Source organism: Rhizobium sp. NPDC092011 (assembly GCF_044756305.1).
Classification (GTDB): Bacteria; Pseudomonadota; Alphaproteobacteria; order Rhizobiales; family Rhizobiaceae; genus Rhizobium.
Genome location: NZ_JBIVSO010000021.1, coordinates 58,808 through 83,518, shown reverse-complemented (window position 1 = coordinate 83,518; position 24,711 = coordinate 58,808). Strand labels below are relative to the sequence as shown.

Here is a 24,711-nt window from a genome sequence, read left to right as displayed (position 1 = left end):
GGGCCAACCCCGCCTGATGCTGCCAACGTCTGGCTATACGCACTCGCCACCCCGCCGGAAGACAGAGACGACGGGCCGAGCGTGATCGTCGGAGCCGAGACCGTCAGGCTCACCGTTGCCGGCGCGGACGTGCCGGAGGCATTGGTGGCGGTATAGGTAAAACTGTCCGATCCGCTGTAGCCGGGGGCCGGCGTATAAGTGATCGACGTGCCTGAGGCGTTGGCCGTCCCGTGGCTCGCAGCGCCGGCGACAGCGACCGAAGTCGCGACCCCACCCGAAAGGCTAAGGGTGATCGGATTGGCTGCAGAATTGGCCGCAACCGTCGCCGATACGCCACCGGCAACAGGAGCACCGAGGAAGGTGTAGCCGCCGACCAAGCCTCCCGTGCCGCCGATCGTGGTCACCACGACATCAGCGTTGCCTGCAGCATGCGCCGGGGTGGTTGCGGTGATCTGCGTGGCGCTGTTGACTGTATAGCCAGATGCTGCGGTGCCGCCGAAGGTCACTCTCGTCGCACCGCTCAGATTGGTGCCGGTGATGGTGACCGTCGTGCCGCCTGCCGTCAGACCCACATTGGGGCTGATATTCGATACCGTCGGGGCCGGGATATAGGTGAACTGATCAGCCGCTGAGGCCGCACTCGTGCCGCCCGCCGTTGTCACGGCAATATCGACGGCTCCCACCCCCGCGGGTGTTGTCGCAGTGATGGAAGTCGAGGAATTGACCGTAAAGCTCGAAGCCGCGGTCGCCCCGAACGTCACCGCCGTAGCACCCGTGAAATTCGTACCGGAAATTGTAACTGACGTGCCGCCGGCATTTGGACCGGACGTCGGGGATATACCTGTCACCGTCGGAACAGAGGGTGCACCCGCGCAGCTAAGCGTTACGGGACCGATGGTACCCTGATCCGTCATGATCGCAATGTAGAGTCCATAGGTCTGAATAAACGATGCCGGAGCTGTCAATGTGTGGGTTCCAGCTGGTCCGTTCATGGACATATATGCGTATGCGTTTTCGTGCGTATACTTACTCAGGAATATACTGCCGGACATGCCGGGCATGCCCCCCGATGAGCCGGAATCATAAAACGTCGCCGTAACGCTTTCATTCGGCTCAAACGAAGAGGCCAGGAAGCCTTGGCGATAATTGCTAATGCTACCGACTGCATTGATCGCCGAGCAGGATGCCGACATTGCCCATGCCTCACCCGAGGCTGAAGCGAGTGCCAGGATTGCGAAAAAAGCGGCAAGTATCGAGCGGACCAACGAAGCGATGGAACAATCTCTTCTCGTATGTGAACGCGCAGCCACGACCCCGGATCTGCCTAGATTTGAAAAAACCGCTAGCATCCGCGCCCGCATTGCCCTCGCAATTGCGTCGAAGCCGGCCTTAAATTCCGCCATGATTTGCCCCATAGATTCGCAGCCGACGCCCCCCGTGGCATTCGGCGCGATATCCATAAGTCGGACAGAATGTATCGACTAGGACGCAACTGGAACGGTTTGAAACGGTTTGGAACGGAAAGCGTGCCTGCGTCGCAACACAGGTTTACAATCGACGGCCGACCTAGCTGCGTGCATGTTTCCGAATTGCGATTATAGCGGTCAAAACCTGTTCATCGGCGCCGTTTTTTTGACGATCCGGTGCGCAAGCGCGAATCACGTTCTCACCGCAAGGCTCAGAACGCGGTCAATTGTCCGTAATCTGGTCCGAGAATCGAAAGCCGAGCCCGTGAACAGCATGAACAGGCATTTCCGTGCCAGCCTGACGTGCTTTCTGGCGCAACCGCCTTAAAATGGCATCAAGGCTCCGGCTTTCTGAGCCCAGATCCTCGCTTCCGACCGCTGCAGCGAGGTCGGAGCGTCGTACAACTTCGCCCTTTGCCTCAACGAGACTCCGAATGAGCCGCGTTTCACGCCCAGACAAGCCGATCTTCGCTCCTGTCGGTGAATACAGGCTTTGCCCCACCGAATCGAAACGCCACGGCACCCACTGATTGCTGTTTGACTCGTCACGATCAATCGGTTCAAGCCTGCTCAAACGTCGATGAAGGTTTCGAATGGCGGCGACCAGTACCTCACCGTCCACGGGCTTGGTAAAGTAGAGATCGGCCCCTTCTTCATAACCCTTGATCCGATCGGCCCGTTCCGCCCGCGCCGTCAGGACAATGATACCGAGCCGGTGATGCGCAGAAAGGTCACGTGCGATCTCGAACCCATTTCCGTCCGGGAGATTCACATCCAAAATCGCGATGTCGTAGGGTTCTTTCGCAAAGGCATCCCTGAAGTCCGCCCAGCTGGCAACATCCGTCACGACAAGCGAATTGAGGCGGAGGAAGTCGGTCAGCCCGAGGCGAAGTTGATGATCATCCTCGAGAAAGATCACTTTCGGTCGACCAGGTTCCGCCGTGGCCATGGTCGGATGCTCTGAATTTATTCTATAAACCATCGACTCAAACGATAGAGACTTTCATGCAACGCACTGCCGGAATCAAACCGAGGCGACTTTTAGTCCTTCGCACCCATTTAGCAATTGCGTTCCGGCTCCTATCCACCTTGATCCTGTTGATAGCCCCGATGATCTGCCTTCCGTTCGGACAGGCAGCGGCTGGCCAAGCAGCCGGATTGAAGGCCCAAAACGCCGTCGTCGTGCCAAAAGACCTGCGAGGCGCACTGTCGCTGGATGGCTTCCTGCAAGTCGCCATCGATCCCAAGGGTAACGCGACGCTCAACGATATGTTCAATCGGCGTGACGCCGATTTCGACTATATTAAAGATCACGACCTCAACCTCGGCTATGCCCGGTCCGCCGGCTGGATACGTTTTGTTCTCCAGAGCCCCGCTGATGCAACGGATGGCACAACGCTCCTGCTTTCGCTGACGCCGAACTTTTCCGATATCGTCGACGTTTATGTCGCCCCGGATAGCCCGGGCCTGACAGCACCGGATTTTGTCCGTTTCGAAATGGGGGATCATGCGCCACTCGTCCGGTCAGCCTTTACCGGGCTCGAGAACGTATTGCCGATCCAAGTCCCCTCCAAGGGACGGCTGGTCGTCTATATCCGAGGCGCCAGCAACAACTCCTCACTCAACCTGTCCGTATCGGCCTACTCACCGACCGATTTCGGCTTCATGACCACCCTTGCCAATCTCGCCCGCGGCCTGTGGTTCGGAGGCATGGCCATCCTGACGATCGTTCAGATCGTCTTCTTCTGTTTCGACAGGAGAGCATTCTATCCGCTGCTGGCGCTGAATATTCTCGGCGCGACGCTGGTCTATTTCGGCAATCTCGGGCTCTCCCGGCTCCTGCTTTTTCCGCAGGGCGGCCTCGGAAACGACTATTTCACAGCCTCCGCAGCATGGCTCGGATTGGCGGCCGGAGCCGTGTCAGTCGCAAGCGTGCTCGAGTTGCGCCGCAGGTATCCGTGGCTCAACCGGCTCTTCCTGTTGAGCGCCGCCATCGGAGTGACGGGCGTCCTGTTTGCCTTTGCGGGCGAAAACCGGATGTTCGCTCCGCTGGCCAGTCTTGTCATTCTTGTCGTCACGACGGCTGCCATGGCTGTCTCCCTACGGGATCTCGTCGCTCTCAGAGATGCGGAATCCGGTCTGAAAGCGGCGGCCTTTATGTTGATCTGGTGCGGCCTCATCCTGACGAGCGCACAGCGCCTCGGCCTCCTCCCCTTGCCAAACTGGGTCGCCCATTCCTATGCGGTTGCCAGCATCAGCCACTTCATCTTGCTGACGGGTTCGCTTGCCGTGCGCCTTCGCAAGGCAGAGGCAATCAACAGGGATAACGATAAGCGCGCAGTGGCGATGGCTCATGCCGCCGAGCGACGTGCCAGCGAGCTTGTCGTCGAGCGGACACGAGAGCTTGCCGACGCAAAGAAGACGGCAGAAGATGCCTTGCACGCCGAATTGCAGGCGCAAGTCCGGCAAGTCCGCTTCATGGAGGTCATCTCCCATCAATATCGAACGCCGCTTGCCGCCATTCGCTCGAATATCGACAGCGTCCGCATCAGTCTTCCCGAAAAGGATCAGGCCAATCGCGGCAGGATTGATCGTGCCCGCCAAGCGATCGCCAGATTGGTCGAGGTTCTGGAAGTGAATCTAATCCGAAGCAGACTGCAGGGCGCGTCCTTCGAGCCGAATTTTGCCTATACACCAATCATCGACATCATAACCTCCGCCTACGCCAAGGCCGAAGATCTCTTGCAAGGGGCCAATATTCAACTTGATATCGCACCGGAAGCGCGGTCCGGACTGGTCAGGGCAGATGCGGAAATGCTCGGCATTGCCTTGATCAACCTGTTGGAGAACGCCGTCAAGTTTTCTGCTGCCGCCCACAATCCGAAAGTCCTGCTCGGAGCGAACATGCTCGACGACACCATTGCCATCTCCATCAGCGACAACGGTATCGGCATCCCATCGACGGAGGTCGAAACCGTCCTTTCGCATTCGGCTCGGGGGTCGAATGCCAAGCATGTCGAAGGAACGGGCGTCGGCCTGTCACTTGTTTCGCGTATCGCCGCCGCCCATGGCGGGTCTGTTTCGCTGACATCACCTGGACAAGGTCCCGGAACCATCGCGACAATTATCCTACCGTCTGCGAGGTCAAACGCTTTAGCCACCGCGCCATGATGGGAATGGCGATTGCTCATCTTTCAGCTGGCGCCGGGCTGCGGGGCGGCGACAGGATACGCCGCAAGGTTTATCGTTGACGCGATGAAGCCGCGGGACGCGGTTCGACTGCAGCGAGATATGAGACAACCCAAAATGCAAGCGTGTCAGAAAAGAGATGCCGTCGCCCGTCATATTCGCGAAGCAGCAGAAATTTAACCCGAGGACACACGAGGAACTCGGGCTATTCGGCCAGTTGCCGCTTCCGTTGAACCTTCCAGCGCAAAGTGCATCAGTTGTCAAAGGGTGGTTCATAGGTCTGGCAATTATAGAGTCGACAGCTTCCGTCTTTCGCCGGCACCCAATCGTCGGTCGCGACATCGCCCGCTGAGCAGTAGCTGCTGTCGCGTACATATCGGTCATAAAGCGTACCCGATTGCCGCGAACCAGGATGTGTGACGATGATCGCCCCTTGGGAGTTGATCGCCTGTCGGAGCGCAGCGCAAGTCTGCCCGGTTGAACTGATGCGCGAAATAGCCAAAGCGCTGGACGCGCTCGAGAGTGCGATAGCGATCGTCAGAATTGCACCGACACGGTATGATATCGAACGTGGCATGTTGGTATGTCCTAGCGATAGACTGGATGGATAACCATTTTTCTCGATCTTGGTTCCAAGGTCAAATTGACCATGCCGCTGAGCGAGGCCACGCAAGCTTTGCGAAACGAGCCGAACGAGGCGCGAGAGCGCCTCTCACGGGCTCGTAAGGCAAGTTTCGCCGGACACGACTTCGCCCGCCCTCGTATTCGATTGGATCCGCAATGCGTATGGACGAGACCGCTCCGCGGCGGACACATTTGTACCCGCGACAGACCCGTCAGGGATGCTGCTGCATGCTCAAACCGCCATCAATCGTCAGGCAGGTTGCGTTCATGAACGGGCATTCGTCGGAAATCATGAAGACCGCGGCAAGGGCGATTTCTTCCGGCGAGGCGATCCGCCCGCCGGGATGCAGCCTCATCGTCTCTGCCTTTGCGGCCTCCGGGTCGGAAAAGCTGTTCCAGTAGTCGATCACCTTTTGGGTTGCGACATAGCCTGGGGCGAGCGCGTTCACTCTGACGCCCCTGCCTGCATATTCCAGACCGAGCGATTTCGTCATGCCGAGCAGCGCATGCTTGGCAAGCGGGTAGGGAAATGTGTGGGGAATGATGGTGAATGCGTGGGTCGAGGCGATGTTGAGGATGGCGCCGCCGCCTTGTTCGATAAGGCCGGGGAGAACCGCCTTGCAGCAGTTCCATGCGCCTTTGAGATTGATGTCGAAGCAACGCTGCCACTCTGCATCGGACGTTGCGAGCGGTTCGGCAAAAACATTGACGCCAGCATTGTTGATCAGAGCGTTCAGCGCACCGAGTTCGTCGGAAGCATCGCGGACGGCGGATGCGACCTGCGCTGCATCAACAATATCGGCTCTATGATGACAGACCCTGGCGCCGCCGGCCTTCAGCATCTCGGCTTCGTGGGCAAGCCTTTCGCCATCGACATCGATAAGAAGGAGGCTGGCGCCCTCAGCGACACAGGCCTTGGCGATCGCAAGACCGATGCCCTGCGCCGCGCCGGTAACAAGAATACGCTTGCTGGAAAGACGGTTCACCATGACGATCTCCTACCACTCGGCAACGCTGCCGTCCTCATGACGCCAGACGGGATTGCGCCAGCGATGGCCTTCCTTGGCGCGCTCGATGACATAGGCCTCGTCCACTTCGATGCCGAGGCCCGGACCCTGCGGGATCGAGACGAAGCCGTCGGCATAGTGGAACACCTCCTTGTTGGAGATGTAGTCGAGGATGTCGTTGCCCTTGTTGTAGTGGATGCCGAGGCTCTGCTCCTGGATGAAGGCATTGTAGCTGACGGCATCGACCTGCAGGCAGGCGGCAAGGGCGATGGGGCCGAGCGGGCAATGCGGGGCGAGCGCCACGTCATAGGCTTCGGCCATGGCCGCGATCTTGCGGCATTCGGTGATGCCGCCGGCATGGGAGAGGTCGGGCTGGAGAATGTCGACATAGCCGTCCGACAAGACCTGTTTGAAGTCCCAGCGCGAATAGAGCCGCTCGCCAAGCGCAATCGGCGTCGAGCAATGATTGGCGATTTCCTTCAGCGCCTCGCGGTTTTCCGACAGCACCGGCTCCTCGATGAACAGCAGCTTGTAGGGTTCGAGCTCCTTGGCGAGCACCTTGGCCATCGGACGATGCACGCGGCCGTGGAAATCGGCACCAATTCCCACATGCGGCCCAACAGCCTCTCGCACCGCCGCGACATTTTCGATGATGGCCTCGATCTTCTCATGCGTGTCGACGATCTGCAGCTCTTCCGCACCGTTCATCTTGATCGCCTTAAAGCCGCGAGCAACGACCTCCTTGGCATTGTTGGCGACGTCGGAAGGACGGTCGCCGCCGATCCAGGAGTAAACCTTGATCTTGTCGCGCACCTGTCCACCGAGCAGCGAGTGGATCGGCTGGCCGAGAGCCTTGCCCTTGATGTCCCAGAGCGCCTGGTCGATGCCGGCAAGTGCCGACATGTGGATGGCGCCGCCGCGATAGAAGCCGGCGCGGTACATGACGTTCCAGTGATCCTCGATCAGGAAGGGATCCTTGCCGATCAGGTAGTCCTCAAGCTCGTGGACGGCGGCCTGGACGGTCAGCGCCCGGCCTTCTACCACCGGCTCGCCCCAGCCGACGATGCCTTCATCCGTCTCGATCTTCAGGAACATCCAGCGCGGAGGCACTATGTAGGTTGTAAGCTTGGTAATCTTCATCGCAGCATCGAATCCAGTATCATGTAAGAATGAGATCGGCGGCCTTTCCGGCCGCCGCGAGCACGGCAGCGTTGGTATTTCCGCTTACGATTGTCGGCATCAGGGAGGCATCGACGACGCGCAGGCCATGCGTGCCTCTGACCTTCAAATTTGGGTCGAGCACGGCTTCCGGATCGCTATCCTGCCCCATCTTGCAGGTTCCGACCGGATGGTAGCCGGTCTTGACCGTCCGCTTGCAATGCGCGGCAATCGCGTCATCGCTGAGCACGTCGGCACCGGGGAAGATTTCCTTTTCGATGAGATCGCGCATCGGCGAGGCGGCCAGGACAGTACGTGCAAAGCGGAAGCCAGCCATTGTCAGGCGCAGGTCATCGGGATGACCAAAAATCTGGGTATCTATGACCGGATCAGCGAGAGGATCGGCAGACGCCAGGGTCACAGAGCCCCTCGCCTTCGGCCGAAGGAGGAGCGAGTTGATCGTCACACCGTCGCCGGGCTCCGTCCCCATGACATCGCGGTCAAGATAGACCGTGGGGACGCAGAACATCTGGATGGTCGGCTGATCATTGTTTCCGTCCGGATCGTAGAAGGCACAGGTCTCCACGCCTGTCGTCGAAACCGGGCCTGACCTGAACAGGAGATATTGCAACCCCGCCTTGATCATCGGCCAACCACGATCCTGCCCGTAATAGCCGAAGGATCCCTTTGTTGTCGCAACGACCGGGCATTCATAGTGATCCTGCAGATTTTTACCGACTCCCGGCAATGCGACCCTGGTTCTGATTCCGTGCTTGCCGAGTTCTTCTTCGGGGCCAATGCCCGATACCATCATGAGCTTCGGCGTCTGATAGGCGCCTGCCGCAAGGATGACCTCTTTTCCCGCCGATGCAGAGCGTGACTGACCATTCTTCAGATAGTCGACGCCCGTCACCCGATCGCCGTCCATCCTGAGGCCGGTTACGATGGCACCCGTCTCGATCGTCAGCAGCGGATTGTTCATGACCGGCGCCAGAAATGCGTCGACGGCGCTGGAGCGGCGATGCGTCTTCCAATCTATGGTATGCTGCATGAAGCCGACACCGAATTGGCGCGCACCGTTGAAGTCGGGATTGTAGGGAATACCCATGCCCTGCAACGTCTTCACATAGGTGCGGGTCATCGGGCTGGTGTGCCCGAGATGGGAAATCTTCAACGGGCCACCGACACCGTGAAACTCGCCGGCAAGATGATCATTGTCTTCCTGCGCCTTGAAATAGGGCAGCATGTCCCGATAGGACCAGGCGCTGTCATTGGCGCCGGGTGGCGAGATCAGGGCATTCCATCGATCGAAATCAGCCGCCTGTCCGCGCATGTAGACCATGGCATTGACCGTGCTGCCGCCACCCAGAACCTTGCCCTGGGGCACGATCGGCCCGCGGCCGTCGAGCTGCGGCTGGGGTTTGGTCTTGTGCATCGCGAGATACGTGTCCTTTGCCAGGAACTTCATGTAACCCGCTGGAAAATGCATGATCGGGTTGGCCTTTGCAGGACCTCGCTCAAGCAGCAACACGCGTGCCTTGCCTTCGGTGACCAGCCGCGCCGCAACCACACACGCCGAACTGCCGCCACCAACGATGATAAAGTCGAACCGACCGTTGTCGGACATGGAAACGCTCCGTGAAAGTGAAGTCAGAGTGGCTGAGGACGAAGGCGGATACGACCCGCGAGCTGGTCACCCGGCTTGAGGACCTTCAGATCTCCGAGACCTGCCATATTGTGACCGTTTGCGAGATGAGACATCGGCTCGAAGCAGAAATAATCGCGTTTGAAACTGGGATCGAAGCCGGTATCCGACACGAAGATGAAGGCATGCCGGAAGAGCGGGTCGGCGCTCAAGTTGAGCGCCGCCTTGCGCTCCGGCCAGGAGATCATGGCCTCCCCGGTCCAGCCTTCAAAGCCATTATTGACCCAACGGCAAGGCAGGCTGGAGGGCCTGCTGAAATTCAGGTCGTCGGGGATATCCTCGGCGTGACCTGGCAGCCAACCCTCGACCTCGGTCCAGAACCGTTGCGCCGGGGCTGCAAGGGTCGTCTGCGGCGTCATCGGAAAATAGGGATGCCATCCAATGCCGAAGGGCAAGGCATGATCGGCGAGGTTCTCGACCGAAAGCTCCATCTCAAGCACATTGTCTTCAAGGAGGAACCGTTGCCGCGCGCGGTATTCATAAGGTGTGTGGCCGCCACGATGCACGAGGCTGAGCTCGACGTCGTTGCCGCTCTGCCGGTCCAGCGACCATTGCGAATTCCATCCTTCGCCGTGGAGATAGTGCGGATCCCACGTTGTATTTGCGGTGAAGTGATAGGAACGTCCCTCGAAGGTGAACTGGTTGTTCCTCACCCGATTGCCAAAAGGAACCAGGGGGTAGCAACCGGACGACAGCGCATCGACCTCGTCGCCCGGGGCAGGCCTGAGAAGTGGCACTCTATCGCCACCCCTTTCCCACCAGTATCCGAGGACGAGACCGCCGGCCGTTGAGACGCGTAGCGTCAAATCGCCGTCCTTGAGTTCAATCACCGACATTGCCCGCTCATCCCTTATTGCGTGACGCGCTACGCTTGATCGCCTGGATATTGGCGAGCACCGCAACGACGATGATCAAGCCTCGCACGACCTGCTGGAAGAAAGGATTGATACCGAGCAGCACCAGGCCATTGCCGATCAGCGTGATGACAAGCACGCCAAGGAGAGTGCCGAGCATCGATCCTCGACCGCCCGACAGCGACGTCCCACCGACAACGACAGCGGCGATGACGTCGAACTCGAGGCCGGTTGCGGCGGTGGCATTGCCGGACCCCAGCCGGGACACCAGCAGGATGCCCGAAATCGCCGCCATTGCTCCGGCGATGGCAAAGAGCGCAACGCGAATGCGCGAGACATTGATGCCGCTCAGGAATGCAGCCTGCGCATTGCCGCCGATTGCAAAGACGGATCGGCCGAAGGCCGTCTTCCTGCTGACGAAGGCAAATACGGCAAACAGGACGAGCATGATGATAGCCGCTGGGGGTACCCCGAAGATCGACTGATCGAGCGCATCGAGAAGATCGTTACGGCCAATCGATACGGGAAGCGCATCCGTGACGAAGAGAGCAATGCCGCGCAGTGCGCTCCAAAGTCCGAGCGTTCCGACAAAGGAGGGTACGTCGAAATAGGCTCTCAGAATCCCTGGAATCGACCCGAGCAGGGCCCCGACCACGACGGCAAGCGCGAAAGCCAGGGGCGTTGGCACACCCCAATGCAGCAAATCGGCAAGCACAACCGAGATAAAGGCAACCATGGGCCCGACACTCACGTCGATTTCGCCGGCGATGATGATCAGGGTGGCAGCCCAGGCGGCGATCCCGATCGTTGCCGCATCGCGCAGAATATTGATCTGGTTGTTGAACGACATGAAGCCGTTTGCCGTGGAGGTAAACACGACGTAGAGCACGACGATCGCCACGAACAGGCTAAGCTCGTTCATGTGCTGGAAGAAACTGATACCGCCCTTGTCCGCCTTGGCAGCCGCGGATTTTGCAGCTTGGTCGATTGCCATTAGAACCTCCGTCAATGTCCGGTAATGCAGGCGGCCATTACAGCGTCCTGATCAATTTTGGGGGAATGGAATTCCTCCTGCAACTTGCCGTCCCTCAAGACAAGGACCCGGTCGCAGACGAGAGGCAATTCCTCTATTTCACTGGAAACGAAAATGATGCTGCGGCCCTCCGCCGCCAGCTGTCGAATGATCGCATAGATCTGCCCTTTTGCTTCGACGTCGACGCCGCGCGTCGGCTCGTCGAGCAGCAGCACGCGACTGTCGGCATGCACCCAGCGGCCGATAACCACCTTTTGCTGATTGCCGCCGGAAAGTGTGCCGATCGGCGTGTCGGTGCGCGCCGTCTTGACATGCAATCGGTCGATGACGCGTCGCGCTGCCTCTGCCATGAGACGGGCAGACAGGATGCCGTTGCGGCTGACGGCGGCGAAATTCGTTGCCAGCGCATTTTCGTCAACTCCAAGAAGCGGAACGATGCCTTCCTCCTTGCGGCTCTCAGGCGTATAGCCGAAGCCCCGGTTGACCATCTGCCTGTATCGCGGCGTCCTGACCGTCGATCCATCGACCTTGATGCTTCCATGCGAGAACGAACGTATTCCCATGATGGCCTGAAGCAGTTCCGTCCGACCTGATCCCAGCAAGCCGGCGATCCCGAGCACCTCTCCTTCGCGAAGCTTGAAGGAGATGGACTGAAGCTTGGGGGCAACGGCCAGATCGTTGACATCCAGCACCGTCTTTTCGCGGGAGTTCGTTTCAAGAAGGGCAGCCTGCGAGGCCTCGGAGCCCAGCATCAGTCGAACGATCTCGCGTGTTTCAGCGCCCTTGACATCGACAGTGTCGATGATGCGACCGTCACGCATCACGGTTGCGGAATCTGCGATCCGCCGGATCTCGTTCATGCGGTGGCTGACATAGATCACCGCGATACCCTCGGAAGCGATGCGCGTTACCGCATTCATGACCTTCTCTGCCTCGGCCGCGGCAAGCGAGCTTGTCGGCTCGTCGAGGATGACGAGCTTTGGTTTACCGATCAGGACGCGGGCAATCTCAAGCAATTGGCGTTCGGCGGGGCTCAGGCTCATGACCAGCCTGTTGGTGGGAAGATCCAGCCCGAGCCGCGCCATGGCCTCTGCGGCTTGCGCTTCCATCCTGGCATATTGGATCACCCCGCCCTGGCGGGGCCAACGACCGAGAAAGAGATTTTCTGCAAGCGTCATTCCCGGCACCAGGCTGAGTTCCTGGTAGACAACGCGAACGCCATTTTGGAAGGCTTCCTGGGCGCGTCCCGATCCTGCCTGCTTGAGTTCGACGCCATCAATGGCAACGGTTCCGCTATCCGGGATTTCGGCTCCGGTCAGAAGACGGATCATTGTGGATTTGCCGGCGCCGTTCTTGCCGAGAAGAGCCCTCACCTCGCCAGCTGCGACCTCGAAGGTCGCGTTATCAAGCGCAAGAACGCCCGGATACTGGCGCGTGCAGCCCCTGATGGAGGCGACGATCCGTGCGGATGCAGCCGGTGCGGAATGGTTGGCAGAGATCATTGGCACGTTCCACATTGAACATTGCCGCCGGATACCCGGCGGCATCTTTTGCAAAGTCAGATGAAGCTCAAATCACGGCAGACCGTCAGCGTGGGCCTTTAGCCAAGCCTTGGCGTCCTCTGAGGATTTGTAAAGGTCGATATCGTAGGGGACCTTGATATCGGACGGCGCCTGGCCGTTGATCGACTTGATGGCCTGCGCCAAAGCGAGCTTGCCGAGGCCCTGGCCAGAGATGTCGACGACCGCCTTGATGACGCTGAAGTCGGAGAGTTCCTGAGCGATCTCCGTTGTCATGTCGCCACCGAACACCACAACCTTGCCGGTCTTGCCCTGGCTCTTGACCGCGCGTGCCGCACCCAAGGTTGCGCCACCAGCCTCGCCGAAGAAAGCGTCGATGTCCGGATTGGACGAGAGAATGGTACTCGCGACCGAAACCGCCTTGTCGAGGACGGCACCTTCCTGGTTAGCGACGATCGTTGCTCCTGGGACCTTCGCCTTCAATGCATCCTCGAAGCCCTTGCGGCGCGTCACGCAAACTTCGACGAATTCGCAGTTGAGAATGGCAATCTTCGGAGCGGTTTTCTTTTCGGCGACAAAGTAGTCGCCGGCGGCATCACCGAGCTTGTGTCCGAATTCGTAGGGGTCCCCGACCGCATAGGCTGAGACATAGGACTTCATGTCGGCATCGTTCAGGCAGGTATTGTAGCAGACCACCGGAATACCGGCGTCATGTGCACGTCGGATGGCGCGATAGGAGCCATCGGCCGATACCGGCGAGACGATGATCGCCTTTACGCCGGCGGAGATCAGCGAGTCGATGAAGGACGATTCCTTGCTGACATCGCCCTGAGCATTGGTCTCGATCAGATCGAGCTTGTCGCCGGCATCTTTCGCGCCGGTCTCGATGCCCTTGCGCACGCCGGCATAAAAGCCCTGGGCGTCCATGTAGATGGCCCCGACCTTCAGAACCTTCTCCTGAGCAAAACCACTTGATGCCTGCGCTGCCACGGCAGCCGACATCGCCAGCATAGCGGCGATCTTGATGAGCTTCATGCGCTCCTCCCTCCTCATTGAATGACCAGAATAGCAGTGAAGGGCTCATGGGGCCGACCTCGCCTACTGTGGCGTCACCATATTCTTGATCATATCAATGTCAATATAAATAGGATTTATTTTCTAAAAAATATGGAAACGGGTCCGTATCTGTGCTAGCGAATAAGAGGGAACAGCCACGCTCGCAGTTTAAATAGGATTTATTTTAGCGTAGCGAGCTGACCGTCCCATGCCTTGACTGCGGCGCCGCAGGCTGAAAAAGGCTGATCGGCGGTGATTTTGGAGAAGGATAAGGGATGACCAAAGCAAGGGCCGGTCGCGTTTTGACTCTGGACGGCGATCCGATTGCCGAACATGGCAAACGAAGTGTCCGTGAGAGCCTTCTCCAGCGGGTCATCCACAAGATCGTTTCCGGCGAGCTGGCGGAAGGTTCCACATTGCCCAATGAGGCAGAGCTCACGGCGCAGTTCGATGTCAGCAGAACCAGTCTGCGAGAGGCCATGCAGTATGTATCTGCCCTTGGAATGGTTCGCTCACGAACGCGGGCAGGAACAACCGTTCTGCCGCGAGAAAACTGGAATTACCTCGATCCCCTAGTGCTTGACGCCATGCTTTCGCACGGTGCTGATGAGAATTTCTATGCCTCGTTGATCGATGCCAGGCAGCTACTCGAACCTGCCGCGGCGGCGCAGGCAGCAGCAAAGGCAACCGCTCGCCAGCTCTATCAAATCTCGAAGGCTTTCGAGGATATGGTAGAGGCCAACTCTCGCGACAACGAGGCCTGGAGCCGCGCAGACCTTGAGTTCCACACCGCCATCATCGACGCCAGTGGCAACTGGGTGTATCGCCAATTCGCAACGGCCATCAGGGCAGCTCTTCTTGCCAGCTTTCGATTGACCAATCGGGCCAGCCAGTCGCATGAGCAGGCAATTATCAAGCATCAAGATGTTCTCGACGCCATTCGGATGCGGCGCCCGGAGGCCGCCAAATTCGCCATGGAACAATTGATCGGCGTCGCGCGCAGCGAGATCAATGAAGCGCTCAGAAAGTCGAGAGAGAACGTCCCCTGATCGGCAGCGCCCAGTTTCAAGCGCCCGATGAGAGAACGAGAACTCCCCACTAAGTTCACCCCAACCGCCATGTCTGGCTGATCTACTGCCGGTTCGAAATGGCGACGCCTTTCATGGGCCCGTTTTCCGTCCTGCCGGTCACCGCCAGACCGAAAATGGAGGCTCAATCAGCGTCGGGACAATCACTCGCGGCTAAAACTTAAAATAGCCCTTCCGATCGGATTTCCGGAGACCAACGGATTTGGCATCCAGGCCGTAGAGACCTCGAGCGTGTCTCCATCGAGCTTGTAGAAGCGTTCCTGCTCAGTGCCGTTCCAGGCTTCATTCCAAGATGAGTCAATCTTTGTGATGAACCTACCCCCATCTACCCGGTACCGTCCGGTATAGGCCATCGCGGTTCGGAAAAGCGCCGCCAATGTCTCATCTGTATTCCCTGGCTCCCGCGTCTTTGCGGTGACGAGGACCATCATTCGCCCATCGGAGCCGAAAATAAGGTGCCCATTAGGATCAGCGCCCCAAGGTTGGCTGCGCTCCTTTGAACTCTGAAGTTCCGTGTCAAAGGAAACCAATCGCCAGCTACCGTAGAGCCTGGGATCGCGCTCAGACATAATTGCTCCTGTCTTCGTTTGCCAAAACGTAGTCACTTGTCGATGGTCGGTATTTTGCCATGGACCGCGCCCGGCAATTGGTCTTACGGACGACGGCGCCGCGTACGCAAAGTCCTCACTCACCTGCAACGACAACGGTCTCGAATTCGCACATCAAACGGCGTCATTAGAGGCCCATTTGCTTGACCTGACAAGCTTACCGAAAGCAGCCATGCGCCGCAGTTGATCGCAGCGAAGCCGCCACCGCGCGAGCCAATCGCGCTGATGCATCGGAGATATCGTCACTCATCACCATGGTCTTCATGCTTGATAGTCCATGGATGTGAGCCAAGGCAGGCTAGGAGCGACTTGGAAACCTGTCGAGCCTTGCGTTTAGCTGGCCGATGGTCGTGACATCTGCATTGGCAAAAGCAAAGCGAAGATAGGCATCATTGCCCTCCCCGAAATAGGCGCCAGGAATAGAGATTACGCCAGCCGTGGATGCCAGGCGTTCGGCTATCTCCGTCGACGCCTGCCCTTCAAAGGGATGCTTGACAAAGGCGAAATAAGCGCCGATCGCAGCAATGCTCCATCCGGGCGCTGCGGCGAAGACTTCCGTGAGCGCCCTCGCACGTCGCGCGATTTCGGCGCGGTTGCCGGCACGCCAATCCGCGAGCTTCGGGAGGGCTTCGGCAACGGCATGCTGCGCCGCACGAGGCGCGCAAATCTGCATGTTGTCCATGACCTTGGCAACCTCTCGAACAACCTCTGGCGATGCCGTGATCGCGCCCAAGCGGTGACCGGGAATGCAGAGCGATTTGGAAAAGCTGTAGAGAAGGACGAGCCCCTCGTTCCAGTCCGTTTGCGAAAGCAGATCGTGCGGCCGTGTCGAGCCCTCATCCAGGAAATCCCGATAGGTCTCGTCCAGCACCAGCCAGGCACCATGCTTTCGGCAGAGGGCGTAAAGGCTATTCAAGAGCTCGGGTGGATATATCGCACCCGTCGGATTGTTGGGACTGACGATGGCAAGTGCTTTGGCACCCTCGGCCAAAGCCGCTTTCACGGACGACATCTTCGGCAGAAAGCCATTCTCGGCATCGCATTCGACGAGGACGCTCCCGATCCCCAACATGGAGAGCGTCGTTTCGTGGTTGAAATAAAACGGGTTGGTCATTGCCACCCGGTCTCCCGCCCGCGCAAGCGCAATCATAGTCGCCATGAAGGCCTGGTTGCAGCCTGCGGTGATCTGGATGTTCTCCGCGCATATTCGGCTGGCATAGATATCGGACATATGCGCCGCATAGGATTGACGCAGGGCGCTTTCTCCTTCGATCGGTCCGTAGCCCGTCATCGCCTGCATGCCTGCGGCTTCACCAAGGAGCCGCAGCATTTCAGGATGCGTCGGATATCCCGGCACGGCCTGCGAAAGATCGATCAGGGGGCCGCGCAGCCCGTCATATGCACGCGCCCACGCCATGACCGCGGGGATCGGTGGCCCTGGCAGCCGAGATACGAGACTGTTTGGCATAGCTTTCATAATCTTGCAGACCTCATGATGAACATTGGCTTGTCTAAGAAACGACGTTCCGCACGAACCGAGTGATTTCCGTCCCCCTGTTGGCGTAGGAATAATTCTGGGCTGAGCTGTAGATCGCGAAAGCCCCCTTCGGATACTCCTTTTCCTCGCCGCTCAGGATCAACGTCAAGGTTCCCTCCATGACGACAATCATTTCATGCCAGCCTTGCGGATCGGGTTCTGCATCGTAACGCTCTCCCGCCTCAAGCGACCACATCCACAATTGCGTTTCCTGCCCGGAAGGTGCCGTTCCCAGAAGCACCCCCTTGCTTTCCGCTCCGCTGCCGCGCCACGTCACTTCGTTGATGTCGGACGATGAGTGACGATCGGGATTCCGGACGAGATCGACGAAGCCGACGCCCATCGCGACAGCCAGCTTGTCAAGGCTCGACAGGCTGATATTGGCATCTCCTGCCTCAACCGCGATGATCATTCGCCGGCTGATGCCGGATGCCTCGGCAAGCGCGACTTGGCTGAGGCCGGCGGCTTGTCGGAGCCTTCGAAGATTTCCGGAGACATGCGCCAAAACATCGCCTCGCTCTTGACTGTGCAATATATTGCTCATAGGGTCCTTCTACTCTTAACGGGCAGACTGATCAACAGCGAATTCAACCGTGCGTCCACCAGGACGCGCGAGCGATCGCTCGCGTCATCATGCTCATGTAACTGGGAGGCCCCTGATGACGCAACCGATCGTGCTCGGCGAAGCCGAGATCAACCAACTCTTGCCGAAGGTCGACATCCGATCCGGGCTGGAGCGGATGTTCCGCTCGCTGGCAAACGACAATGCAGTCCAACCGCCACAGACGCTAACCCTCTTTCCGAAAGATGCCGGAGACTTCATCACCTATCTGGGCGTGCTTGCCGATGAAAAGGTCTTCGGTGCAAAACTGTCGCCCTATATCCCCGGCCATGGTCAGGCACTGGTGACCGCCTGGACGCTCTTGATGTCGATGGAGAGCGGTGTGCCCATCTTGCTCTGCGATTCCAAGAGGCTGACCACGGAACGCACCGCCGCCACCTCGATTATCGCCGCGGATGCGCTGACACTTCAAGACGCCTCCGTCCTCACCATCGTCGGTTCTGGTCCCGTAGGATTAGCCCATCTGCGTTACGCAGAGCGCATCAGGCAATGGAAAGAGATCAGGATCGTGTCGCCGAACATCCATGCGCGACACGATGTGCCTTCGAAGAGCTCGGTCGGCACGAGCATCTCCAAATGGACAGATGCCAACGAAGCGATTGTTGGTGCCGACCTGGTGCTTCTCTGCACGTCGTCAGGAAAACCCGTCATCGACGCTTCGAAACTGTCGAAGGCCGCGGTTGTCACCTCCATCAGCACGAATGTCGCCAATGCGCATGAGATCGATCCTTCAGCGCTTCAGGGCTTCGACGTCTATTGCGACTACCGCGCCACGACGCCCTTTTCTGCCGGCGACATGAAGCTTGCCACTGAAGCCGGCACGTGGGCGTCCGACCGTCTTTGTGGCGATCTGCCCGATCTTCTTTCGGGCCGCGCGAAACATCCGAGCCGTGAGCGACCGGCCTTCTTCCGTTCGATCGGCCTCGGTCTCGAAGACGTCGCTGCCGCCTTGGCCTTGCTCGTTGCTGCCCGCAGCTGAACCCTGAAATATCTAGGAGAATGAAATGAAGATACGTGACTTCGGCGTTGAGATCTGGATGAACAAGTACGAGACCAAGTGCGAGCTCAACCTGGCCGAGACCTGCGTTGAATCCCTGACGGTCGCCGAACTGCTCGATATGTCCGGCATCAACGACATTGGTGAACAGCTCAAACCGCTAAAGCTCACCTATGGCGAGATCGAGGGCAGCGTGCGTCTGCGCTCCCTTGTTGCAGCACTCTATGAAAAGCAGAAACTCGACAACGTTGTCATAACCCATGGTGCAATCGGCGCCAATGCACTCGTGCATCAGACATTGGTCGAGCGTGGTGACCGCGTCATCTCGGTCCTTCCTACATACCAGCAGCACTACTCCATCCCCGAAAGCATTGGAGCTGATACCCAGATCCTCAAGCTGACGGAAGCAACCGCGTTCCTGCCGGACCTTGGGGAGCTGAAAAAGCTCGCGACGCCAGGCACGAAACTGATTGCGATCAACAATCCGAACAATCCGACCGGCTCGCTGATGGACAGGGCTTATCTGACCAAGATCGTCGAGATCGCCCGTGCATGCGGCGCCTGGATCCTTTGCGACGAAGTCTATCGCGGCACAGACCAGGAGGGAGACCTCGGAATGACCGCATCCATCGCCGACCTCTACGAGAAGGGGATCAGCACTGGCAGCATGTCGAAAACATATTCGCTGGCGGGCCTTCGCCTGGGATGGATCGCGGCCCCCTCTGACCTCATCCACGCGGTCTCCATCCATCGTGACTACAACACGATTTCCGTCGGCATGCTCGACGACCATTTTGCCGCCATCGCACTTGAGAACAAGGACAAGATCCTTGAGCGCAGCCACAGGATTACCCGGACCAATCTCGCAATCCTGTCGGATTGGGTCGACGCCGAGCCGCTGATTTCATGGGTCAAGCCCAAATCCGGAACCACGGCCCTTCTCAAATACGATCTGCCGGTTTCCTCGGAAGAATTCTGCCTGCGGCTCCTCGAGGAGACAGGCGTCATGCTCACGCCGGGCAGCGCCATGGACATGGAGGGGTATCTTCGCATCGGCTATACGAATGGCGAAGAAGTCCTTCGCGAAGGGCTTGGCCGCCTCTCCCGCTTCCTCAAGCAGGCCTCCGCCCAAGCGGCGTGACCCGCTCCCATATCAAGAATTCCCTCGCGCCGATTTGAGCGCGCGGGATTTGTTCGTTTCCAACAAAAGGGGAATCTTCATGAAGCGAATGACTATTGCAATTGGGCTCGCACTGCTCGCCAGCATTGCGTCCGCGGACGAATTGCGCATCGGCACCAGTGCCGACTACCCGCCGTGGGAATCTGTTGACGGCAGCGGCAAAATCATCGGCTTCGACAAGGATGTCGGCGACGAGATCTGCAAGCGCATCGCCGCGACCTGCGCCTGGCAAAACCAGGCCTATGACGGTCTTCTGCCTGGGCTGCAGATCGGCAAGTTCGATCTCGTCATCTCAGGTGTCTCGATCAACGACGAGCGCTCGCAAAAAGTCGACTTTTCGGCCGCCTATGCGGATGCGCCGAATGCGATCGTGGTAGCGCCCGGCAGCGAAGCGGCGTCGGCAAAATCCGCAGCCGACCTGAGCAAGGCTCTCGCCAAGGCATCGATCGGCGTGCAGAGCGGGACCACCCACGAGCAGGTGATCCGCGCGCATTTTCCGGACGCCGACGTCCATGTCTACGATCGCCCCGACCAGGTGGCCGACGATCTTACTGCCGGCCGCATCGATGCCGGCCTGATGGAGCGCTCGGCATGGGAGCCGCTCGTCAAGGAGCGCGGCAAGGACAAGCTGGTCTATGCAGGCCCATTGTTGACCGGCGCGGACTTCGCCGAATTCGGCAAGGGCCAGGGCGTCGCCATGGCGAAGGGCAAATCCGAGCTCAAGACCAAGGTAGACGGCGCAGTCGAAGCCATGCTCAAGGACGGAACGGTCAAGACCATCGCTGAGAAATGGTTCGGCTACGACGTATCGAAGAAGTGATGTCCTGAGGGAGGCGGCTTGCCGCCTCCCAATCATGGAGGAACCATGCAAATACGTCCCGAAATCCTGATCGCCGCAAAGGATGATCTCACCACCCTCGTCGCCATTCCATCGGTGAGCGCGCGGGCGGAAGGTCTTGCTGCCTGCGCCGACAAGGTCGAAAGCCTGCTCAAGGATGCCGGCTTCCTGACCGAGCAGCATCCTGGAGACGTCGGACCCTTCGTGGTTGGCGAGACAGGCGACGGTCCCTTCACGCTGCTCATCTACAATCACTATGATGTCCAGCCCGAGGATCCGGTCGATCTATGGACCGACCCGCCATTTGCGCTTTCCGAGCGTGACGGTCGTCTCTATGGCCGCGGTGCGGCTGACGACAAGGGCGAATTTGTCAGTCGCCTGGCAGGATGGCGCGCGTTCCGCGCGGATCGGCCTGAAGCCCTGCCGTTCAAGCTGATATGGATCGTCGAAGGCGAAGAGGAGATCGGCAGCCCGTCACTCACACGTTTTCTCGAAAACAGGTTTTCAGATACAAAGGCAGATATCTGCTGGTGGGAATATGGCGAGGTCGACAAGTCGGGACGCCCGATCATCCTGATGGGCTTCAAAGGCATACTTGCAGTCGAACTTCAGTGCCGCACGGCCCGGGCGGACCTGCATTCCAGCCTTGGCGCGATATTCGACAACCCGCTCTGGCGACTTGCCGCGGCGGTGTCCTCCCTGCGTGACGCCTCCGGACGAATTCTGATCGACGGATTTTACGACGATATCATCGAGCCGGACGGGCGCAGCAAGGAGCTTACGGCAGTACCCCCGTTCCCGTTGGCCGATCTTCAGGCCGAGACCGGCGGCCGACGCCTTCTTGGCGGCGTGGGGCCAGAGAATTTCTACGCGCATCTCAACTTCGAGCCCTGTCTCAACGTCAACGGCTTCCACGGCGGTTATGGCGGGCAAGGCGCGAAAACCGTCTTGCCTTGCGCAGGTCAGGTGAAGCTCGACTTCCGTCTGGCGCCGGGGCAACACCCGCTGCGCATTGCCGAACTGCTCCGCAAGCACTTGGACCAGCACCATTTCGAGGATATCGAGCTGACCATCCTCGATGCCGAGGTCCTCGGCGTCAGAAGCGATCCGGCGCACTCTGTCGTCGAAATGGGCGCAGCGCTGCTTGAGAAATGGTTCGAGCGCCCGGCAATCATTCAACCCAGTTCCGCGGCATCGGGACTTGCCCACCCGTTTGTGCACAAGTTCGGCGCGACGCTGTTTGGTGCAGGCCTCACCCACCACGGTGCCATGCTTCATTCTCCCGACGAGAATATCCTGACTGCGCAGTTTGCGAAGATGATCGGCTTTGCCGCTGATTTCTTCACGCTGCTTGCCGATGCTGCCGAAGACAGAGCACCGGAGAGCCTGCATGCTTGACGCCGTCCAGCAATATCAGGGTCAACTGATGCAGGGACTTCTGATGACCCTTGCGGTAGCGGTTGGAAGCTTCATCATCGGCTTTATCATCGCCGCAATCCTTGCGCCGCTTACAGTCTACGGACCTCCCGCAATTCGCCGTGTCGTCATGGGCTATATCGGGCTCATTCGGGGGCTTCCCGAACTGCTCGTCATATTCCTCATATTCTACGGCGGCACCGTGCTGCTTACGAAATTGGCCGGCCAATATGTCGAGGTCGACGGGTTGAGCGCCGGCATTGCGTCCCTTTCCATCGTCGCGGCAGCCTACCTCACCGAGATCCTACGAGGCGCGCTCCTAGGCGTGGTTGCCGGCCAATGGGAGGCGGCTCTTTCTCTGGGATTGCGCCGGGCGCGCGCCTTTCGCCTCGTCGTCATGCCCCAGATGATGGCACGTGCCCTTCCGGGGCTTGGAAATCAGTGGCTGGTCATCCTGAAGGAGAGCGCTCTTGTCTCCGTCGTCGGGCTCGAGGAACTCATGCGGAAATCTGTCGTGGCAGCGGGTGCCACCCATCAGCCGCTCGCTTTCTATCTCGCCGCCGCCGCCCTCTACGTGCTTATCACGGCTGTCTCGACGCTTCTTCTGAAAATGTACGAATCCCGCCTGACCCCGCATCTGAGGTAACGCCATGCTGTCGTTCGAGCTCTTCGCACCCGCATTCCTGGCCGTCAAGAACGGGTTCGCTCTTACCGTCCTCATTACGATCGTGAGTTTCGTGGTGGGTCAGGTTCTGGCTCTGCCTCTTGCGCTCGCGCTCACATCCACAAGCCGGATGCTACGATTTACAGTGTCCACCTACACGTTCCTCATCAGGGGAAGCCCGCTGCTCGTCCAGCTGTTCATTGTGTATTACGGGCTGGGACAGATTGAGGCTGTGCGCCATAGCTTCCTCTGGCCGGTTCTTCGAAGCCCAATCTATTGCGCGATCCTCGCGATCGGCCTCAACTCTGCCGCCTATTCGGCCGAGCTGCTTGCGGGCGCGATCCGTCAGATCCCGCAGGGGCAATCCGAAGCCGGAAGCGCCCTTGGGCTGCATCGAGGCGTGCTTCTGCTCAAGATCCTTCTTCCGCAGGCCTACCGGGCAATACTTCCACCCATCGGCAATGAACTCGTCCTGGTCATGAAGGGTTCCACGCTCGCAAGCGCTGTCACTGTCATGGAAATGACAGGTGCTGCCCGTGTCTTCGTCGCGCGCAGCTATGCTCCGTTTGAAACCTTCCTCATAGCCGGAACAATCTATCTGTTGATGGGCGCGGTCCTCGGACGGATATTCAAATTCATCGAAATGCGTGCCGCCATCCCGGGTCGATGAACCTTATGTCAAGGTTTCCCGCCCGTTGGGAATATTGGCCGAACTCAATCGATACTGGCGTTTAGCTAATATGATCGCCTGCGATCGACCGGAAACCAGGGACAAGGCCGCATCGGTCGGCTCCAGGACAAGACCTTGGCGAAGCAGCTTGTGAGAGCCTGAATTGGCAAATTCGGAGACACGCGAAGCGCGTCCGAATTCATGCAAGATCATTGCTCAGCATCTCCAACACATTCAGTGCATGGTTGGCATATTGACTGATCCAGCGGTCCGAGATCGCCTTGATGGGCAAAGCGTTGAGATGGTTCCACCGTTCACGCCCCTCCCGTTTGGCGATGACCAGGCCGGCCTCCTCCAATATCTTCAAATGCTGCATCACCGTGCAGCGGTCCACGCCCGGATGCGCCTCGCATAGGTTGCCGGTTGTTTTCGGCTCGTCCTTGATTTGATCCAGCAATCCGCGCCGGAACGGATGAGCCAGAGCCTTGAAGACGAGATCGCCATTTGGTTCACTTGACATGTTATATTTTTATAACATATTTTGCCGACATTCAAGCATTGGGGGATGGGATGGCCTACGAATTTAGTGTCAATGCACGCATTGGTCGGCCGGTGCCTGAGGTCTTCGATGCGGTCGTCAACCCGGAAAAACTCTCCGGCTATTTTGTGACAACCGGTGGCGGGGCGAGCGCGCCGCTCATCGAGGGGACCACGGTGATCTGGTGGGGCGATGTCCCCGTCGAGGTCGAAACAATCGAGAAGAATCGAAGGGTCCTATTGCGCTGGCGTGCAAACTCGGCGCGGGCCGAAGCGGACTACCAAACCAAGATCGAGATGCGTTTCGAGCCTTTGGACGATGGCGCCACGATGGTGACGATCCGCGAGGGCATTTGGCGCACAGAGGATGCAGGACTGAAGCAGAGCTACATCAACTGCGAAGGTTGGACCCAGATGCTGTGTTGCCTGAAGGCATTCGCGGAATACGGCATCAATCTGCGTGAGGGATATTACACCAGCGAAATGAAGGGCGTGCCCGCGCGACCCCGAGATTAGAACCAGACAGGAAAAGGAGAAAGGCATTGGCTGCAAAGCTTTATGGAGGCATCGATATCGCGATCAAGGTGCCGCCTCATCAATACGAGGCGACGGTAGCTTTTTATCGGGACACCATTGGGCTCGTTCCCATTACCGATAAGGCACCGGATATTGGTTTCGAGCTTGGTCCAAACAAACTCTGGATCGCTGCGGAACCCAGAATGAGTCAGGCTGAAGTCTGGCTGGAGCTGTTTACTGACAACTTTGATGCTGCCGCCGAGCATCTCTCAAAATCAGGCGTGACGCGGTGCGATCAAATCGAACCACTTGCTGACGGCTTCAGGGGTGGATGGATCACCAACCCGGCAAACATAATCCATATGGTTCGGGAGCCCGACGCCTGGTAAGCCTCCACCCAACGCGGTACTCCATCGGCTGCAGCCG

General features: G+C 58.8%; 24 protein-coding genes. 10 read left to right on the top strand and 14 right to left on the bottom strand.

Annotation, left to right across the window (positions count from 1 at the left end):
- Both ACIQJ2_RS35320 and ACIQJ2_RS35315 read right to left on the bottom strand, forming a co-directional pair.
- A partial coding sequence (locus ACIQJ2_RS35320) for an IPT/TIG domain-containing protein (RefSeq protein ID WP_400678188.1) occupies nucleotides 1–992 on the bottom strand: 992 nt, incomplete at its 3' end.
- Between the two features lie 697 nt (nucleotides 993–1,689).
- Complete coding sequence (locus ACIQJ2_RS35315; RefSeq protein ID WP_400678186.1) at nucleotides 1,690–2,415, bottom strand: response regulator transcription factor; 726 nt, start codon at nucleotides 2,413–2,415, stop codon at nucleotides 1,690–1,692.
- Between the two features lie 161 nt (nucleotides 2,416–2,576).
- On the opposite strand from ACIQJ2_RS35315, the gene ACIQJ2_RS35310 reads away from it, so the two are divergent.
- Nucleotides 2,577–4,637 (top strand): ATP-binding protein, encoded by a 2,061-nt coding sequence (locus tag ACIQJ2_RS35310; RefSeq protein ID WP_400678184.1) that lies wholly within the window; start codon nucleotides 2,577–2,579, stop codon nucleotides 4,635–4,637.
- 271 nt (nucleotides 4,638–4,908) lie between these two features.
- Here ACIQJ2_RS35310 and ACIQJ2_RS35305 read toward each other — a convergent pair whose 3' ends face one another.
- From ACIQJ2_RS35305 to ACIQJ2_RS35270, 8 genes are all read right to left on the bottom strand, one after another.
- Nucleotides 4,909–5,232 (bottom strand): hypothetical protein, encoded by a 324-nt coding sequence (locus ACIQJ2_RS35305; protein ID WP_199145271.1) that lies wholly within the window; start codon nucleotides 5,230–5,232, stop codon nucleotides 4,909–4,911.
- A gap of 259 nt (nucleotides 5,233–5,491) precedes the next feature.
- A complete protein-coding gene (locus ACIQJ2_RS35300) occupies nucleotides 5,492–6,268 on the bottom strand; it encodes an SDR family oxidoreductase (RefSeq protein ID WP_400678182.1) in 777 nt (258 codons plus the stop codon).
- Between the two features lie 9 nt (nucleotides 6,269–6,277).
- Nucleotides 6,278–7,426, bottom strand: coding sequence for a galactonate dehydratase (gene dgoD / locus ACIQJ2_RS35295; RefSeq protein ID WP_400746726.1), 1,149 nt, complete (start codon nucleotides 7,424–7,426; stop codon nucleotides 6,278–6,280).
- A 19-nt stretch (nucleotides 7,427–7,445) separates the two neighbouring features.
- A complete protein-coding gene (locus ACIQJ2_RS35290) occupies nucleotides 7,446–9,071 on the bottom strand; it encodes a GMC family oxidoreductase (protein ID WP_400676797.1) in 1,626 nt (541 codons plus the stop codon).
- A gap of 23 nt (nucleotides 9,072–9,094) precedes the next feature.
- Nucleotides 9,095–9,985, bottom strand: coding sequence for an aldose 1-epimerase (locus ACIQJ2_RS35285; protein ID WP_400676799.1), 891 nt, complete (start codon nucleotides 9,983–9,985; stop codon nucleotides 9,095–9,097).
- 7 nt (nucleotides 9,986–9,992) lie between these two features.
- Nucleotides 9,993–10,997: an ABC transporter permease gene (locus tag ACIQJ2_RS35280; protein WP_199145263.1), complete on the bottom strand. Its 1,005-nt coding sequence runs from the start codon at nucleotides 10,995–10,997 to the stop codon at nucleotides 9,993–9,995.
- An 11-nt stretch (nucleotides 10,998–11,008) separates the two neighbouring features.
- Nucleotides 11,009–12,538 (bottom strand): sugar ABC transporter ATP-binding protein, encoded by a 1,530-nt coding sequence (locus ACIQJ2_RS35275; protein WP_400676801.1) that lies wholly within the window; start codon nucleotides 12,536–12,538, stop codon nucleotides 11,009–11,011.
- A gap of 72 nt (nucleotides 12,539–12,610) precedes the next feature.
- The gene (locus ACIQJ2_RS35270) at nucleotides 12,611–13,591 is read right to left on the bottom strand and encodes a substrate-binding domain-containing protein (RefSeq protein ID WP_199145259.1); all 981 of its coding nucleotides are present in this window, start codon (nucleotides 13,589–13,591) and stop codon (nucleotides 12,611–12,613) included.
- A 296-nt stretch (nucleotides 13,592–13,887) separates the two neighbouring features.
- On the opposite strand from ACIQJ2_RS35270, the gene ACIQJ2_RS35265 reads away from it, so the two are divergent.
- Nucleotides 13,888–14,661: a FadR/GntR family transcriptional regulator gene (locus ACIQJ2_RS35265; RefSeq protein WP_199145257.1), complete on the top strand. Its 774-nt coding sequence runs from the start codon at nucleotides 13,888–13,890 to the stop codon at nucleotides 14,659–14,661.
- 182 nt (nucleotides 14,662–14,843) lie between these two features.
- Here ACIQJ2_RS35265 and ACIQJ2_RS35260 read toward each other — a convergent pair whose 3' ends face one another.
- From ACIQJ2_RS35260 to ACIQJ2_RS35250, 3 genes are all read right to left on the bottom strand, one after another.
- Nucleotides 14,844–15,269 (bottom strand): lipocalin-like domain-containing protein, encoded by a 426-nt coding sequence (locus ACIQJ2_RS35260; RefSeq protein ID WP_400676804.1) that lies wholly within the window; start codon nucleotides 15,267–15,269, stop codon nucleotides 14,844–14,846.
- Nucleotides 15,270–15,606: 337 nt separating this feature from the next.
- The gene (locus ACIQJ2_RS35255) at nucleotides 15,607–16,788 is read right to left on the bottom strand and encodes an aminotransferase (RefSeq protein WP_400676920.1); all 1,182 of its coding nucleotides are present in this window, start codon (nucleotides 16,786–16,788) and stop codon (nucleotides 15,607–15,609) included.
- 31 nt (nucleotides 16,789–16,819) lie between these two features.
- Nucleotides 16,820–17,389, bottom strand: coding sequence for an XRE family transcriptional regulator (locus ACIQJ2_RS35250; RefSeq protein WP_199145253.1), 570 nt, complete (start codon nucleotides 17,387–17,389; stop codon nucleotides 16,820–16,822).
- A gap of 115 nt (nucleotides 17,390–17,504) precedes the next feature.
- Here ACIQJ2_RS35250 and ACIQJ2_RS35245 point away from each other — a divergent pair, with 115 nt between their 5' ends.
- The 6 genes from ACIQJ2_RS35245 (at nucleotide 17,505) to ACIQJ2_RS35220 (ending at nucleotide 23,232) form a co-directional block, all read left to right on the top strand.
- Nucleotides 17,505–18,446, top strand: a complete 942-nt coding sequence (locus ACIQJ2_RS35245; RefSeq protein WP_400676807.1) for an ornithine cyclodeaminase family protein — start codon at nucleotides 17,505–17,507, stop codon at nucleotides 18,444–18,446.
- A 25-nt stretch (nucleotides 18,447–18,471) separates the two neighbouring features.
- Nucleotides 18,472–19,605, top strand: a complete 1,134-nt coding sequence (locus tag ACIQJ2_RS35240) for an aminotransferase (protein ID WP_400676809.1) — start codon at nucleotides 18,472–18,474, stop codon at nucleotides 19,603–19,605.
- Nucleotides 19,606–19,684: 79 nt separating this feature from the next.
- Entirely contained in the window at nucleotides 19,685–20,464 is a 780-nt protein-coding gene (locus ACIQJ2_RS35235; protein WP_199145250.1) for a transporter substrate-binding domain-containing protein, read from the top strand.
- A 45-nt stretch (nucleotides 20,465–20,509) separates the two neighbouring features.
- The gene (locus tag ACIQJ2_RS35230; RefSeq protein WP_400676812.1) at nucleotides 20,510–21,880 is read left to right on the top strand and encodes a M20/M25/M40 family metallo-hydrolase; all 1,371 of its coding nucleotides are present in this window, start codon (nucleotides 20,510–20,512) and stop codon (nucleotides 21,878–21,880) included.
- Nucleotides 21,873–22,544 carry an ABC transporter permease subunit gene (locus ACIQJ2_RS35225; RefSeq protein WP_400676814.1) on the top strand — a complete coding sequence of 224 codons (672 nt, stop codon included), beginning with the start codon at nucleotides 21,873–21,875 and terminating at the stop codon, nucleotides 22,542–22,544. Before ACIQJ2_RS35230 ends, ACIQJ2_RS35225 begins: the two co-directional genes overlap by 8 nt.
- Before the next feature lie 4 nt (nucleotides 22,545–22,548).
- Nucleotides 22,549–23,232: an ABC transporter permease gene (locus ACIQJ2_RS35220; RefSeq protein ID WP_400676817.1), complete on the top strand. Its 684-nt coding sequence runs from the start codon at nucleotides 22,549–22,551 to the stop codon at nucleotides 23,230–23,232.
- A gap of 199 nt (nucleotides 23,233–23,431) precedes the next feature.
- On the opposite strand, the gene ACIQJ2_RS35215 is transcribed toward ACIQJ2_RS35220, so the two are convergent.
- Nucleotides 23,432–23,752 (bottom strand): ArsR/SmtB family transcription factor, encoded by a 321-nt coding sequence (locus ACIQJ2_RS35215; RefSeq protein ID WP_400676818.1) that lies wholly within the window; start codon nucleotides 23,750–23,752, stop codon nucleotides 23,432–23,434.
- Between the two features lie 50 nt (nucleotides 23,753–23,802).
- Here ACIQJ2_RS35215 and ACIQJ2_RS35210 point away from each other — a divergent pair, with 50 nt between their 5' ends.
- Together ACIQJ2_RS35210 and ACIQJ2_RS35205 are read left to right on the top strand one after the other, a co-directional pair.
- A complete protein-coding gene (locus tag ACIQJ2_RS35210) occupies nucleotides 23,803–24,285 on the top strand; it encodes an SRPBCC domain-containing protein (protein ID WP_400676922.1) in 483 nt (160 codons plus the stop codon).
- A 26-nt stretch (nucleotides 24,286–24,311) separates the two neighbouring features.
- Complete coding sequence (locus ACIQJ2_RS35205) at nucleotides 24,312–24,674, top strand: hypothetical protein (protein ID WP_400676821.1); 363 nt, start codon at nucleotides 24,312–24,314, stop codon at nucleotides 24,672–24,674.
- Nucleotides 24,675–24,711 lie beyond the last annotated feature (37 nt).